Origin of the sequence: Aeromonas sp. ANP5 (genome assembly GCF_963870295.1) — a bacterium.
Lineage (GTDB): Bacteria > Pseudomonadota > Gammaproteobacteria > Enterobacterales > Aeromonadaceae > Aeromonas > Aeromonas veronii.
Genome location: NZ_CAWMRY010000061.1, coordinates 1 through 14,019, shown reverse-complemented (window position 1 = coordinate 14,019; position 14,019 = coordinate 1). Strand labels below are relative to the sequence as shown.

Genomic DNA, 14,019 nt, shown 5'->3' with positions numbered 1-14,019 from the left:
AATTTATTATACGGAATGTTTCCACATAGAAACATGCGGCTGTTCCACATATCCTGCCAATTTTTTGTATCACATCAATGTAGTTATCCATACTTTCAATATCTTATATCAATGTTTCTTGCATTAACTGTAGGATAAATGGTCGTGCTTCCTCTATATCCAATATGGGGCTCCACTAGCATCCATACTGTGTGCAAATACATCTAGTATGTTGGGCCAAAAATTGTATCTCGTATGTTGGGCTAAAAATCGTAGGTTGGTGCTGAACGAAGTGAAGCCCAACGTTTACCGCGAAACGTATCTAAAAATTTGTGTTCTCGATCGGCCCAATCCATGTTTATCCTGCTCTGGTTGACGTGATAATGCTCATCTGTTGGGCTTCGCTACGCTCTGCGCCAACCTACACGAAATGAAGCCCAACGTTTACCGCGAACATATCTGCAAATTTGTTTTACCGAACGACCCAATCCATGTTTATCCTGCTCTGGTTGACGTTATAACGCTCGTCTGTTGGGCTTCGCTACGCTCTGCGCCAACCTACAAGAGCGAGGCTACCGAGTATAAATATTGGAACGCTCATTTATTTTACCTAGACGAACTAGCCTGGAGGCAATGGAACCTTTTGTTCTTTTATGGATTCTTGATAATTCATCAACACCTAAGCCTGAATCAAAGCTATTTGCCAATAGCTCATCTTCGTCTGGCTTCCACGGCTTCCCAGCATTTTCTGGTAAATCAGATTTACGCTTTTCAGAAATGATTGATGCTTCGAGGCTCTGTTTTGCGATAAATAAAGCTCGAATGACTTTCGGCTGATTGAAGCAGCTTTCTTCAGATAACTCTTCACTGGTTTCAGGATTAACACCTTCTGACAATGCTGAGATGATTTCTAAAGCCTTAATGACATCCATATTTTTCCCTTTAACGCTGAAGAACTTGTCTGTTGGTCTTCGCTACGCGCTGTGCCAACTTACAAAAACCACGCTACCGCCCCTGAATTTCAGCCTCCAGTCTGCTGCTTTTTACCGGCGTTTTGGCACTGGCTTGGCTCATGGCTGACTCCTGCGAGAGGTTGCCAAGCGGCTATGTTACCGAACGGGGCTTGGGTGAAAAGCGCTAGCGGGCCATTTCCTGAGCAAGATCAACAAATTAATCAATTACGGGTGGCGATGCGTTCGTACCAGAACCGCCGCCCATCAGTGCAGGGGGAAATTGGAAGGGGAAAGCGGAAGGGGAAAGCGGGAGTGTCGCCTCTTGTTGGCGGGCATTAAAAAACCCTATGGACCCAAAGGCCCATAGGGTTTTGCTGCGGTGATTGTTTGGGTAGCGGTTATCTCGCTTGGCGAACCGGCACGGCGCGGGTAGCGGCCACTTCGTAGTGGCTCTGGCTTGCCGGAGCCCCTTTCTGGAACTGGCGTACCAGCCGGTCGAGATCGCTTAACTGGTTGACCAGCTGGGTGATGCCGTGCACGGCGTGCTGGCTGCCAACGCTGGAGTCATCGGCCAGGGTCTTGATGCTGAGCACGTTGCGGTTGATCTCGGCGGTAACGTGGGACTGCTCCTGCACCGCCTGGGCAATCTGGCTGCTGCCGGAGGCGACCTGCTGCAGCATATTGTTGATTTGCTGGAGTATGGTGCCGGTCGCGGTGGCCTTCTGCTGGCAACTGTCGGCAAGTTGGCAACCCTTCTCCATCGCTTGCTCAGCCTCGCCAGAGCTGTTTTGCAGCTCGGTGATCATCTTCTGGATCTCGCTGGTCGAGGATTGGGTCTTGATGGCGAGGGTGCGGATCTCGTCGGCCACTACCGAGAAGCCGCGACCCGCTTCGCCAGCCCGGGCTGCTTCGATGGCGGCGTTGAGGGCCAGCAGGTTGGTCTGGTTTGCGATGTTGTTGATCACATCGAGGATGCCGTCGATATCGCGGCAGTGGCCGACCAGCGCACTGATCACGCTCTTGGAGGTGATAAGTTCGCTGTTCATGCCCGCCACGGCAGCCACGGTTTCGGCCACGCTACTGTTGCCGCTCTTGAACAGCACGGCCGTTTCATCCAGCAGGCTGGAGGAGTCAGTCGAGCTTTGTGACACCTCGCGAATGGATTCCGACATTTCGGTCACGGCAGTGGCTACCTGATTGGTTTCGGCCTGCTGCTGTTGCAGGTTGTCGGTGATGGATTCGGCGTTGCGCAGATCCCCCTCGGCGGCTTGCAGGATCTTGCTGCAGGTCTGCTGGGTGCGGGCCAGCACGGCGTTGAACTCTGCCTGATTCATTACCATCGAGAGCTCGATGGCGGCGATATTGTCCACCTTATTGGTGTAGAGCAGCTGCATCAGCGGGTTGTCAAAGCGGCTGCGGGCCATCTTGTTGAGCTTGCCGAGGCGGCGGGAGAGGGCATTCAGGGTGATGGCCGCTATCGCCAGCGGCAGGGCGGCCAGCGCCAGTTGCCAGTTCATATCGTGGCTGTAGCCCAGGGCAAACATGGCGAGCAGGCTCAGCAGCAGACAGAGGTTGATGGCCAGGGTATGGGAGAAGGTGGGCAACTTGAGCGCCAGCGGCAGCTTGTTGTTGCGAAGGTCGGCATAGACCTTCTCGGCCCGCTGTTTGATCTCCTCGCTCGGGGCGGTGCGTACCGACTGATACTCCACCACCCGGCCACTGGCATCCTTGATGGGGGTGACAAAGGCGCTGACCCAGTAGTGATCGCCATTCTTGCAGCGATTTTTCACCGGCCCCATCCAGCTCTTGCCATCCCTGATGTGACCCCACAGATCGGCAAAGGCCTGTTTCGGCATGTCAGGATGGCGCACCAGATTGTGGTGTTCCCCCTTCAGCTCGTCGAGCGAGAAGCCTGCAATATCGCAGAACTCATCGTTGGCGTAGGTGATGCGGCTCTCCAGATCCGTGGTGGAGATCAGGCTCTGGTGGTCTGGATAGAGACGTTCTCTTTGGGTAACCGGTTGATTGATTCTCATGGCCTTGCTCCCGAGCTGTGGTGGTTAAATTTTGATCTGCATCAAGACATGTGCAAAGGGCGGGCCAGCTGGCAAAAACTAATGACTGATGTGTTATTAGCGAGGTTTGGAGAGGAAAAACGCGTGGTTGTTTGCAATATGCAACGGATCTGACGGGGTGTGCCTCTGCGGCATCTGCAATTTGCAACCTATTCTGGTCAAGCCCATGAGCTGGGAGTCAGAAGCTGGATGCGAAGGATCCATGAACCGACGGGGCATCCGCTGCCCCGCCAGAGATCAGGGGAGAGGCTCGGGAGCGGGTGAGGAGGGGGCGCTGACGAGCTGCATCACTTCAATCTGGATCCCCTGCACCAGCACGGTTTTCAGATCCTGCAGGTACTCCTCCAGCGGCGACTCTTGCAGCAGTTGGGCAAGCTCGTTGCCCACCGGGGTGAGGCGGTAGTAGAGCAGGGTGATGTTGTTCTGCTTGCACTGCAGCCGCCAGCGCTGGTTGCCAAATTCCAGCTCGACCCCATCGGCAGGCAGCGGGCCGGACTCCAGCTCGGCGCGATGCAGCAGCCCGAGCTCAAACAGTTGCAGCAGGGCGTTGTAGGGCAGCCGGTATTTGCCAAGGCCGAGGCGCGTCGCCTTGGCGCGACTCAGCAGGGTGGCCCCCTTGTGCAGCCCCAGCAGCAGTCGCTGCTCGTCGCTGCCGGTGTAGTGGCAGGTCAGCGAGCAGATGCGCTGGAACAGCTGGGCCTCGCGCTGGGTCATCTCTTTGAGGGTGGCGAGCGCCCGAATGGAGAAGCGGCCCGGGGTGGCGACTTCCAGCGCGAAGATCCGCCCCCACAGCTGCTGCATCGGCACCATGCTGATATCTTCCGCCAGTTGCAGGAAGCGGGTCAGCCAGTCGCTGTCCATCTCGCCGCCAGCCGCCGTCTCTTCGCAGTGTCGGGAGGCCATCACCATGATGGCTTCCAGATTGCGCTGGCGGGCGGCCTGATCCGCCAGATGGCGAAAGGTGGCGCGCTGTTCGAAGGTGCTGTCGGTGTTGCGGGTGAGCATGCCGTCGATACCGCGGCTGCGGGCCAGACGCAGGGTCTGCTCCTGGCTGCTCAGGATCGAACTCTCTTTTTTCGGGGGGGGGAGGTCTGCCATGCTGACTCCATTCGCACAGGTTCTGGAGCTGAATGTTACTCCAACCGGGATGCCAAGATAACAAAGCGGCCTCCGTGGAGGCCGCTTTTTTTGCAACGGGAGTATTACTCCTCGTAGACGCTCACCTCGACCGCTTCCATCGAATAGGAGGCGGTGGCCATCTCGTGGCTGGAGCTGACCGTGCGCATCTTGCCCTTTACCCAGATGGCATCCCACAGATCATCCACCGGCGCACCCTTGGGGTAGCTCACATAGATCACCTGATTGGTGGGGGGCGGCGGCACATGGATGCAGGCGCCGAAGTAGGGCACCAGCAGGAAGGCGGTGATCTTCTTGGCATCCCCCTCCAGTGGCACCACGAAGCCCGGAATGCGCACATCCTGGTTGTCCAGCTTCTTGTTTACCCCGCCCACCGGTTGCGGCACCGACATGGGATCTTCGTGATTGACCTGGGGCGGTGGCAGCAGTTTTTCCCCTTCCGGGATAAGCACATCCCAGTCGATGGTCTTGTAATCGGCGGCCAGGGCGGGCAGCACCAGCAGACTAGCGAGCAGCGCCACAATTTTCCACTTCATCATCTGTCCTTCTGTTTCGATTTTTGGGCGTCTCGCTAGACGCGAATGCTCATGCCATCGCTCAAGCTGTAGCGGTAAGCGCGTGCAGCAGGGAGCAGGCCAATCACCATGCCTGCCAGCCACACTACCCCCAGCAACTGCCACTCGTAGGCGCTCGGAAGCTCCAGGCTCAGTTGCAGGCCATAGTGGCTGAGCAGCCAGGGCGAGGCAAGCCCCTGCCCCAGATAGAGCACTGCGACCCCGAGAGCGATGCCGACCGTGGTCAGCGCCATGGCTTCCAGCGCCAGCAGCAGGAACAGATGGGCAGGGCCCGCACCGAGGGAGCGCAAAATAGCGAGCTCCCGGCGCCGCTCGTTAAGCCCAGCCAGCAATGTGGTCAGCATGCCGATCAGGCCCGCGACTACCACGAAACCGGCGATGACCGAGAGGGCCGTTTCCGCCACGCTCATCAGGCTCCACAGCTCCTGCAGGGCGGCCCCCGGCAGGATCGCCATCAGCGGCTCTTTGGGATAGGTGTTGACGCTGCGCTGCAGCTGGAACGCCAGGATCCGGTTGCTCAAGCCCACCATAAAGGCGGTGATGGTTTTCGGGGTGAGATCCTGTGCCAGCGCCTGCTCCGGCGTCACGTTCTTGCTGTGGCGGCCGGTGTCCCAGCCCAGATGGATCGCCTCGATCCCCGCCAGCGGCACATGGATGGTGCGATCGATGGGTGTGCCGGTCGGCGCCAGAATACCCACCACCTTGAACGGCAGGTTGTCGTGCTGGCTGAACGAGGTGTTGCCAGCGCCGTGGGCGATGACGATGGATTGGTCGAGGTGATAGCCGAGCTTATCGGCCACCTGGGCGCCGAGCACCGCTTCAAACGGCGTGTCGAATGGCCTCCCTTCCTGCAATTGCAGCGACTGTTGCTGACCGTACTTCAGGTGGGTGAAGTAGTCGCCATTGGTGCCGAGAACCCGAAATCCTTTGTGGGAGTCACCAAGGGAGAGCGGGATGGTCCAGGCCACGCCCGGTTTCTGCTTGATGGCCTGATAGGAGTCCCACCCCACGTTGTTGGTGGGGTTGCCGATGCGAAACACCGAGTAGAGCAGCAGGTTAACCTGACCGGAGCGGGCGCCGACGATGAGATCGGTTCCCGAGACGGTGTTGGAGAAACTTTCGCGGGCCTGGGTGCGCACCCGCTCCACCCCGAGCAGCAGGGTGACGCTGATGGCGACGGCCAGCAGGGTAAGCCCGGCGGTGAGGCGGCGGGCCCAGAGACTTTGCAGGGCGAGCTTTAGCATGATGCCCTCCGGTTGAGCTGTTGCAGGTTTTCGACCCGCGGGAACAGAGGTTCGAGATAAGGGTCGTGACTGACGAAGATCAGGGTCGAGCCCTGCTTGTCGCACTCCTCGAACAACAGCTTGATAAAGGCTGCCTGGTTGTCGGTGTCGAGGGCCGAGGTGGGCTCGTCGGCGATCACCAGTGGCGGCGAGCCGATCAGCGCCCGTGCGGCGGCAACCCGCTGCTGCTGGCCGATGCTGAGGGCATGGACGGGACGATGCAGCGCGTCGTCCGGCAGTTGCAGCTCCGCCAGCAGACGGCGCGCCTCCTGCTCCGGACTCCCTTGCAGGCGGGCCCGTTTGGCGGGCGAGAAGGTGAGGGCAGCAGTCACGTTGTCCTGCACCGAGAGAAAAGGCAGCAGATTGAACTGCTGGAAGATATAACCCAGATTGGCCGCCCTGAAGTGGTCACGGGCACGGCCAGAGAGCCGGGCCAACGGTTGGCCCAGCACCTCCAGGGTGCCGTGGTTGGCGGTCTGGATCCCGGCCAGCAACCCGAGCAGGGTTGACTTGCCGGAGCCCGACGGGCCCTTGATAAAGACCCGCTCACCCTCGCGGATGGTGAGGGCGGGCAGATCGAGTACAGCGTCGCCACCTGGCCAGGCAAAGGCCAGATCGCGGATCTCAACCACGGCTTTTTTCATGGTGTTACCAGCTCAGCTTGTTGGCGGACGGGGTCAGCTCGCCAGCGGTCTGGCCGGTGGGCAGGATCCCCTGCACGCTCAGCTTCTCAAGGCTCGGATAGACGCTGAACAGGGTCGCCTCAAGGCCGGTCAGTTTGGCCGGGGTGGCGCAGGTGTAGGTGTACATGGCGCCCATATCGGCGTGACCCGCTTCGTCATGATTATGCTGGTCTTCATGTTTGTCGCTGGCAGCCTTGTCATGGTCATGGTCGTGATCATGCTCTTCTTTGGCTGCTTGCAGCTCCTGCTGGGTCAGTTTGCAGCCAGCCGCCGGGTCGAGGCGGAACAGGGCGTCTGGCTGCTTGAGTTGAGCCATGGCCTTGGCGTATTGCGCCTTCTCTTCATCGCTCTTGGCGGTGTGCTCGAAGCCCACCAGATCGGCTGCGGGTGCCTGCAGCTCGATCATCAGCTGGTTGCCATCGACCACCAGATTGAGGTGGCCGTGGCCATGCTCGTGGGCGCCGTGGCTGTGGCTCTCGTGTTCGTCGTGATTTGCGTGTGCGCTAAAGGCCGCTGCGGCCAGCAACAGAGTAACTGCTTTCATCTTTAATCCTTTTTCAAAACAAATAGTGAACTTAAACAAAGGGATAGAGAAAAGCGGAGGCGGGCGGCGCGCGGATGGCATAGCTGTGAAGCGTGGCGGTATCCGCCGAGCGTTGCATGGTTGCAACTGCGGGCAGAACAGAGGTCGCACTGGGGAAACAATAGGGGGTAGCGGTGATGACCTGTTTGCCATCCAGATGGAGAGCACAGACCAGACAGTGATGGTCGTCATGGCCGGGCAGAGCGGATTCAAGCTGATGCTGGGCGAGCAGGGGTTGCAGCCACAACCAGCCCAGCAGCAAGATCCAGATTTTCAGCTTGATACGACCCATAGACCCTTATGGAAAGGGCGCCATCAGCGCCCTTTCTCTCTGATTCAGAGATGGGACTTGATGAGCCCCATCACGGTTGCGATGTTGTTGGCATCGAGCTGGCCATCTTTGGCAAACAGCACCTTGCCCTCTTTATCCAGCAGGATGATGGCCGAGCTTTCCGGCGTCAGATCCCAGGCGTTGCGCGCCATGCCCTTGGCATCCAGCACCATGGCGGACCATGGGAACTCTTTCTTGCTGTCCTCGGCACTGCTCTTCACGAAGCCGGAGGTGCCCCAGATGGCGTCATTGCTGTTGATGACGGTAACGGTCTGGTACTTGTCTTGCGGCAGTTTGGCGGCCTTGATCGCCTCGATCATCGGGGCGTTCAGCTCCTTGGCACTGGAGCGACCGGCAATATGCTGGATCAGGAACACCTTGCCGGTGAGCGAGGTGCTCTGCCACGGCTGGTAACCGATCTCCTTGCCATTCAGTACCAGCTCACCCTTGTCGCTGACATTGACCAGCGGCACCGGGTTGCCATCCTTGAAGTTGTGAGCAAAGACCAGAGATGGCAGCAGCGCCAAAGTAAGTACGAGATGTTTCATCCTGATGACACTCCATTTGTTATGTTATAACGAGTTTCGGATTGAGGGAATGGGCGAGCTTCATCCTAAACTGATCGGATCTGTTTAAAAAGTGTTAAATAAGATCGCAATTCAGAAGCGTCGGCGCTCCGCCAGTCAGGTGGTTGGCTGGCAAGGGCGGCTAGGATGGCATGACATCGATAAAAATCAATGAATTGGCTGCTGGTCTGAGCTGTCTGCGTCAGTAGAGCGACTCGCTGATGAGGGGGATCTTGGCCATGGTCATCTGCTGGGCCAGCAGGGACGAGCCAGTAAGCAGCACATGGCGCTGATTGTTGATCACCACCACATCACCGGGTACGCCACTGTCTGCCGTAATAGCCAGCCAGGCAGGGGAGACGCTGCCGATGCTGATATCCGGATAGATGATGCTGAGCACATATTGCGGCGCCAGCTCCGCCAGCAGACTGGCCATCAGCAGCGCCTTCTCGTCGCTGTCGGCCTTGTTATCCTGCAACGCTTGCAGCGGCGGCGCGAAGTGATCCAGCTGCTCCGGCTGGGTGGGGATGGCGTTCAGCCACTCCTGCAGCAGGCTGACGCTGGTGGCGAGATCCTTGGCGGCAAACTGCTGCGCCAGCGGCTTGAGATGCCCTTTGAAGTGGTAGAAGAGCTGGGAGTAATCGGGTCGCACGCAAGGCAGTTTGCGATTGGCCGGATGGACGCAGGGGATCACCCTCATCTGGTAGAAGGCATCCTCCTGATACTGCTGGTAGGCTTGCCAGAACAGCATCGACTCCATGCTGTCGTCCCGCAGGGTGAAGGCCTGCTCCAGATTGCGAAACTTGGTGGCTGTCTCCGGGCTGCTCTGATTGATCAGGTTGATGCTGTTGTAGAGCCGCGGGCTGATGTAGGCGTAAAGGGTCTCCAGGGGATTGGTGAGAGAGGCCTTCAGCAGGCTCATCTCGTGGCGACTGGTGGCCATCACCTGATCGTCGGTGGTCAGCTGGAAGTGCTTGCGCTGGCCATCGGTGGATTGCCACTGCCAGCTCATGTTGATCTCGCTGGCGTTGCTTGTGGCGCCAAGGGTGGTGCTGAGAGTGAGGCTGAGCAACAGCGCGGGGGTCAGCTTCATGGTGGTGCTTCCTGCCGTGGACGATAATTAACAACTAGGTGAGCCGGCACCACTTTGGTGATGTTTCGTTTTGTGATCTGGATAACAGATTGATGTGACTTTTAATTTAATTGTGAAATTAAGTCACTCTGGAGGGGTTATGAAGCCTTGGATCATAGTGCTGTTTGGGCTGCTCAGCCTGCCAGCCATGGCGGGTCAGGTGATCGTTAACAAGGGGATGTCCGTTGCGGATACCTTTGCCCTGCGCGATCAGCTGGCGCGCGAACACGAATGGCAGGAGTGGCTGCGCTACCAGCAGGCCATCAAGTGGCTGGAGGTGTTGCCGGTCAACTGTGAGCTGATGAGCCAGCCGGGCGGCGGCTATCGCTGTGGCGGTGATTACTATCGTCCCTACCAGAAAGATGGTCGTGAAATATACATTCAGGGCAATCCTGCCGGAGATGCAGCCGGTCAGCTGCCGCAAACACCGACAAAAAAGGCGCCATAAGGCGCCTTTTTTACAAGCCGAGTGATGCTTACTTGGCAGCGTAACGCTCGGCAGAGGTTTTGATCTCGGCTTCGGCAGCGGCCTTGTCGCCCCAACCTTCCACCTTGACCCATTTGCCCGCTTCCAGCTCTTTGTAGCGCTCGAAGAAGTGCTGGATCTGGGCTTTCAGCAGTTCCGGCAGATCGTTCACATCCTGGATGTGGTCGTACTGCTTGGTCAGCTTGGAGTGCGGTACAGCAACGATCTTGGCATCTTCGCCAGATTCGTCGGTCATCTTCAGCACGCCAACCGGACGGCAGCGAATGACGGAACCGGCCAGCAGCGGGTAGGGGGTCGGAACCAGTACGTCGACGGGGTCACCATCCAGAGAGAGAGTCGCGTTCACGTAGCCGTAGTTGCACGGATAGAACATCGGGGTAGACATGAAGCGATCGACGAAAATAGCACCGCTGTCCTTGTCGACTTCGTATTTGATCGGGTCGGCATTCTGCGGGATTTCGATGATGACATAGATATCGTCGGGCAGGCTCTTGCCGGCCGGTACCAGGTTCAGGCTCATGATAATTCCTTCGTTGTTAGTATCAGGTTTGCAGGCCGATATTATAGCGATGTGATGTTAAATGACCATATTTCAGCGGATATCGCTAACAAAGAAGGGGGATGTTTCCGGTTTGCGGCACTTTGATGTGTGCGGGATGCAACAAAACTGCTGTTTTGATGCCCTGCCGCTGACTTTGGTCACCGGCAGGGCATGTGGAGTTGCGAGCAAAGAGGGTCAGAGCGAGTAGGGTAGTCTCGACTCATTGACCAGTCGCGACAGGGCTGTCACAACATGAGGGTCAAACTGGGTACCGGAGCGGGACTGGATATACTCCATGGTCTGCGCCAGCGTCCAGGGCTCCTTGTAGGGGCGCTTGCTGAGCAGGGCATCGAATACATCGACTACCGCCACAATCCTCGCTGACAGCGGGATCTGCTGGCCAGCCAGCTGCTGCGGGTAGCCCTTGCCATCGAAGTGCTCATGGTGGCCCCGAGCGATTTCGGCCCCCAGCGAGAGGTAGCTGGTTCCCTCCACCATTTCGCCAGCCTTGTGCAGGATATTGGCGCCGATACCGGCGTGCTGCTCCATGATGGCCCGCTCTTCCGGGTCGAAACGACCGGGCTTGTGCAGGATATGATCCGGGGTGCCCACCTTGCCCACATCGTGCAGGATGGAGGCCATGCCGATCATCTCGACAAACTCCGGGGTCAGCTGCTCGGGATAGGCCGCCATCCGCTTCAATTCGGCCACGATGGCATCCGAGAGCTTCTGCACCCGCAAGACATGTTCGCCGGTATCGGAGTCGCGAAACTCTGCCAGCGCCGCCAGTGCCACCACGGTGGCCTCCTGGGCGCGCAGCAACTGGTTGTAGAGATAGAGGTTGTCGTAGGCCGCCGAGATGCGCTGGCAGAAGACATCCAGCAGATCGCATTCGAGGGGATCGAGAGGCTGGGTCGGGGTAAAACTCAACACGAACTCGCGACCATTCTGGGCGGCGATATAGAGGGAGTCCTGCGGGTGTTCAAAGCGGTTGCTGCGCGCCGCCAGTGCCTTCAGAACCGAGTCATTGAGGGTGGGGAAGTCGGTGATCTTGCCATCATCCAGCAGAGTCTCGTAGTCGCCGGTGGCGGCGAGGATCTCCAGCCCCTGTTCGCCGGGACGGCGCTCGGCGCAGATGGCCCCTTCGGTGCCCACATCGAGAATGGCGCTGATCTGTTTCAGCACGCCGGAGGCAAACTCCTTGAGCGAATGAAGATGGTAGAGATCACCCGCCCCTTCCAGAATTTTGCCGAGCCCCTGACGGCTTTTGTCGATGGCGCTGAGAGTTTCGTATGAACGCAGGGATGCGATGACGGTGGTGTAGAGTTTTTGTACCGTCAGCTCGGTCTTGGTCTTGTAGTCATTGATGTCGTAATCGAGGATCACCCGCTGCTCGGGGGCTTGGCCGGGTTGGCCGGTACGCAGCACGATCCGTACCAGCGAGTTGTGCATTTCGTTGCGGATCCGGTGCACCAGCCGCAGACCTGCATCTTCGGTCTCCATCACCACATCGAGCAGGATCAGCGCAATCCTGGGATTGGCCTCCAGCATACGGCCAGCCTCGGCGCCGCTGTAGGCATTGAGCAGCTCCAGCGGGCGGGATTTGTAGTGAATGTTGGAGAGGGCCAGGCGGGTGGCATGATGGATATCCGGCTCATCATCCACGATCAGCACTTGCCATGGGTTGAGTGCCTTGGGGACCACGACCTCCTCATCATCGAGTTCGATGATGTCGTCGTCCAGCAAGATATCGTCCTTGTCTTGGGCACTGCTCATATCGGTTACGCCTCCGGCGCTCAATGAGTATGTGAACAGTATGCACGATCACATCCGCTCGGATCATCAGGATAAGTAGATATCGTGAGCTGGCTCCGCCTCTTTATCGCTACTCGAAAGGTTCCAGATACCCCTGGATAGACTTCTTCAACCAGGCCAACACCTTGCCGTGATAGGCGTTTTCCGCCAGATAGACCCCGTAATCCCGCCACTGCAGGCTGAACTTGTGTTTCAGAGTCAGCAGGGAGCCTTGTCGCAGCTGGCTCTGGATCAGTGGCGAGGGGAGCACCGCCCAGCCCAGTCCGTCCAGCACCGCATTGCGCATCAACTCGAAGCTGGAGAGACCGATATGCTGACCTCCCACAGGTAGCAGGCTTTTTACCGAAAATTCATCTACATACGAGAGGGTGACCTGGGTGTGATCGGTCAGATCCTGCTGTTTGACCCGCTTCAGTCCGGCTAGCGGATGGCTGGGTGCCACCACCATCAGGGTGCGGATCGGGTTGAGCACGTCGATATTGAGGCCGCTGCGCTCCTGATCTTCGGTAATAAGGCCAAAAGCGGCATCGACGAACCCCTCTTCCACCAGAGCCGGCAGTTCGGGCGGAGAGGCGAGCACCAGCGAGATACTGGTGCCGGGAAACTGACTGTGCAGGCTGGCCAGCATCTCGCGCCACACCGGCTCGGGAATGGCGTCATCGCGGGCTACCCGCAACGCCACTTCGGCCCCCGAGGCGTAATGTTTGCACTTCTGCTGCAAGCTGTTGGCTGCCTGCAGCAGGCGAGTGCAATCATCAAGCACCAGCTCGCCGATCTCGGTCAGCCGACTCTGATTGGCACCTCGTTCAAAAAGTTCGACACCAAGCTCAACTTCCAGCGCCGCGATGGCGGTGCTGACGGCGCTGCGGCTTTTGCCGAGGCGACGGGCGGTGTTGGCAATAGAGCCGCTATGGGCTGACTCTACAAAGAGTTCTATTTGATATAGCTTCATGTTTTACAGGCTGTGGCGGAGTTTTTCACCATCACCTTAGCGTGCCGAGCCAAGGCAAGGCAAACCTGTGGCGTCGGAATAATCGACGCTGAGCGATTGTCGCGAGTTGCTTCTCCCCGTTTACCATCTCTCCCGTCGAAGCAACAAAGGCATCTTATATGTTATTAAGTCGTATGTTTCTGGCCCGGCTGTTTTTGACCGGCGCCATCGTGACCGAGGTCGCCGGTACCTCCAGCATGGCCATGATCCCCGAGCAGGGGGCAGGCTGGATGAATTACATCCCAATGTGGCTGTTGATCGGTTTCTCGTACTGGTTGCTGGCGAAAGCCGCCAAAACAATCTCCATTGGTATTGCGTTTGCGCTCTGGGAGGGGCTCGGGATCACCTTGATCACCATAGTGTCGGTCATGTTCCTTGGTTACGATGTGACCGTTCAGGAGCTGATTGGCCTGGCTCTCGCGATAGTGGGGATTGTTATGGTGACCATGGGGGAGACCCATGATGAGCCCGCAGACAAGTCAGTAGAAGCGGAGGCCACAGCATGAGTCCGTTTGTGATTGTACTGGGTGCCGCACTGATCGATATCGGCGCCAACATGGCTATCAACCGCTCCAAGGGTTTTCGTTACAAGGGGTGGGGCTTCCTGGGGATCATGCTGGTACTCGGCGCCTTTACCCTGCTCTCGGAAGCGGTAAGTAGCGGCCAGATTGACCTGGCTGTTGCCTACGCCACCTGGGGGGCTATCGGCATCGTCGGTACGGCGCTGGGCGGTTTGCTCTTCTTCGGTGAGCGGCTCAAGCCCATCGGCTGGGCTGGCATGATGGTGATGGCGCTGGCTGTCGTTATGCTGACTACCGCCTGATAATCTGAAGCAATAACAAAAGCCGCCCGGTTTCGCCGGGCGGCTTTTTGTTTGGCCGTGTGCCG

Annotated in this window: 16 protein-coding genes; 3 read left to right on the top strand and 13 right to left on the bottom strand. The window is 58.2% G+C overall.

Annotated features, from left to right (window positions below):
- Window positions 1-551: 551 nt before the first annotated feature.
- From AACT07_RS21650 to AACT07_RS21605, 10 genes are all read right to left on the bottom strand, one after another.
- Complete coding sequence (locus tag AACT07_RS21650; protein WP_139123932.1) at window positions 552-911, bottom strand: hypothetical protein; 360 nt, start codon at window positions 909-911, stop codon at window positions 552-554.
- A gap of 419 nt (window positions 912-1,330) precedes the next feature.
- Complete coding sequence (locus tag AACT07_RS21645) at window positions 1,331-2,968, bottom strand: methyl-accepting chemotaxis protein (RefSeq protein ID WP_069529996.1); 1,638 nt, start codon at window positions 2,966-2,968, stop codon at window positions 1,331-1,333.
- A gap of 276 nt (window positions 2,969-3,244) precedes the next feature.
- Window positions 3,245-4,105, bottom strand: a complete 861-nt coding sequence (locus tag AACT07_RS21640; RefSeq protein WP_069529995.1) for a TIGR03899 family protein — start codon at window positions 4,103-4,105, stop codon at window positions 3,245-3,247.
- Between the two features lie 104 nt (window positions 4,106-4,209).
- Entirely contained in the window at window positions 4,210-4,683 is a 474-nt protein-coding gene (locus AACT07_RS21635) for a DUF3299 domain-containing protein (protein WP_026034852.1), read from the bottom strand.
- Between the two features lie 32 nt (window positions 4,684-4,715).
- Window positions 4,716-5,963 carry an ABC transporter permease gene (locus AACT07_RS21630; RefSeq protein WP_069529994.1) on the bottom strand — a complete coding sequence of 416 codons (1,248 nt, stop codon included), beginning with the start codon at window positions 5,961-5,963 and terminating at the stop codon, window positions 4,716-4,718.
- Window positions 5,957-6,646 carry an ABC transporter ATP-binding protein gene (locus AACT07_RS21625; RefSeq protein WP_069529993.1) on the bottom strand — a complete coding sequence of 230 codons (690 nt, stop codon included), beginning with the start codon at window positions 6,644-6,646 and terminating at the stop codon, window positions 5,957-5,959. Before AACT07_RS21625 ends, AACT07_RS21630 begins: the two co-directional genes overlap by 7 nt.
- A 4-nt stretch (window positions 6,647-6,650) precedes the next feature.
- Window positions 6,651-7,229: a DUF2796 domain-containing protein gene (locus AACT07_RS21620; RefSeq protein WP_069529992.1), complete on the bottom strand. Its 579-nt coding sequence runs from the start codon at window positions 7,227-7,229 to the stop codon at window positions 6,651-6,653.
- Window positions 7,230-7,260: 31 nt separating this feature from the next.
- Entirely contained in the window at window positions 7,261-7,560 is a 300-nt protein-coding gene (locus AACT07_RS21615) for a DUF2607 family protein (protein WP_069529991.1), read from the bottom strand.
- A gap of 44 nt (window positions 7,561-7,604) precedes the next feature.
- Window positions 7,605-8,147, bottom strand: coding sequence for a YtfJ family protein (locus AACT07_RS21610; RefSeq protein WP_005335681.1), 543 nt, complete (start codon window positions 8,145-8,147; stop codon window positions 7,605-7,607).
- Window positions 8,148-8,367: 220 nt separating this feature from the next.
- Window positions 8,368-9,258 (bottom strand): hypothetical protein, encoded by an 891-nt coding sequence (locus AACT07_RS21605; RefSeq protein ID WP_069529990.1) that lies wholly within the window; start codon window positions 9,256-9,258, stop codon window positions 8,368-8,370.
- A gap of 139 nt (window positions 9,259-9,397) precedes the next feature.
- Between AACT07_RS21605 and AACT07_RS21600 the strand changes: the two genes are divergently transcribed.
- Window positions 9,398-9,745 (top strand): hypothetical protein, encoded by a 348-nt coding sequence (locus AACT07_RS21600; protein ID WP_069529989.1) that lies wholly within the window; start codon window positions 9,398-9,400, stop codon window positions 9,743-9,745.
- A gap of 28 nt (window positions 9,746-9,773) precedes the next feature.
- Here AACT07_RS21600 and ppa read toward each other — a convergent pair whose 3' ends face one another.
- The 3 genes from ppa to AACT07_RS21585 all read right to left on the bottom strand — a co-directional run bounded on the left by ppa (window position 9,774) and on the right by AACT07_RS21585 (window position 13,092).
- On the bottom strand, window positions 9,774-10,304 hold the full coding sequence (gene ppa, locus AACT07_RS21595; RefSeq protein WP_005335667.1) for an inorganic diphosphatase: 531 nt from the start codon (window positions 10,302-10,304) through the stop codon (window positions 9,774-9,776).
- Window positions 10,305-10,520: 216 nt separating this feature from the next.
- Window positions 10,521-12,101: a DUF3369 domain-containing protein gene (locus AACT07_RS21590; protein WP_069529988.1), complete on the bottom strand. Its 1,581-nt coding sequence runs from the start codon at window positions 12,099-12,101 to the stop codon at window positions 10,521-10,523.
- A 109-nt stretch (window positions 12,102-12,210) separates the two neighbouring features.
- Window positions 12,211-13,092, bottom strand: coding sequence for a LysR family transcriptional regulator (locus AACT07_RS21585; protein ID WP_069529987.1), 882 nt, complete (start codon window positions 13,090-13,092; stop codon window positions 12,211-12,213).
- Window positions 13,093-13,250: 158 nt separating this feature from the next.
- Here AACT07_RS21585 and AACT07_RS21580 point away from each other — a divergent pair, with 158 nt between their 5' ends.
- Together AACT07_RS21580 and AACT07_RS21575 are read left to right on the top strand one after the other, a co-directional pair.
- Window positions 13,251-13,637 carry a DMT family transporter gene (locus tag AACT07_RS21580; RefSeq protein WP_005335660.1) on the top strand — a complete coding sequence of 129 codons (387 nt, stop codon included), beginning with the start codon at window positions 13,251-13,253 and terminating at the stop codon, window positions 13,635-13,637.
- Window positions 13,634-13,954 (top strand): SMR family transporter, encoded by a 321-nt coding sequence (locus tag AACT07_RS21575; RefSeq protein ID WP_069529986.1) that lies wholly within the window; start codon window positions 13,634-13,636, stop codon window positions 13,952-13,954. The genes AACT07_RS21580 and AACT07_RS21575 overlap by 4 nt, the downstream gene beginning before the upstream one ends.
- Window positions 13,955-14,019: the final 65 nt, after the last annotated feature.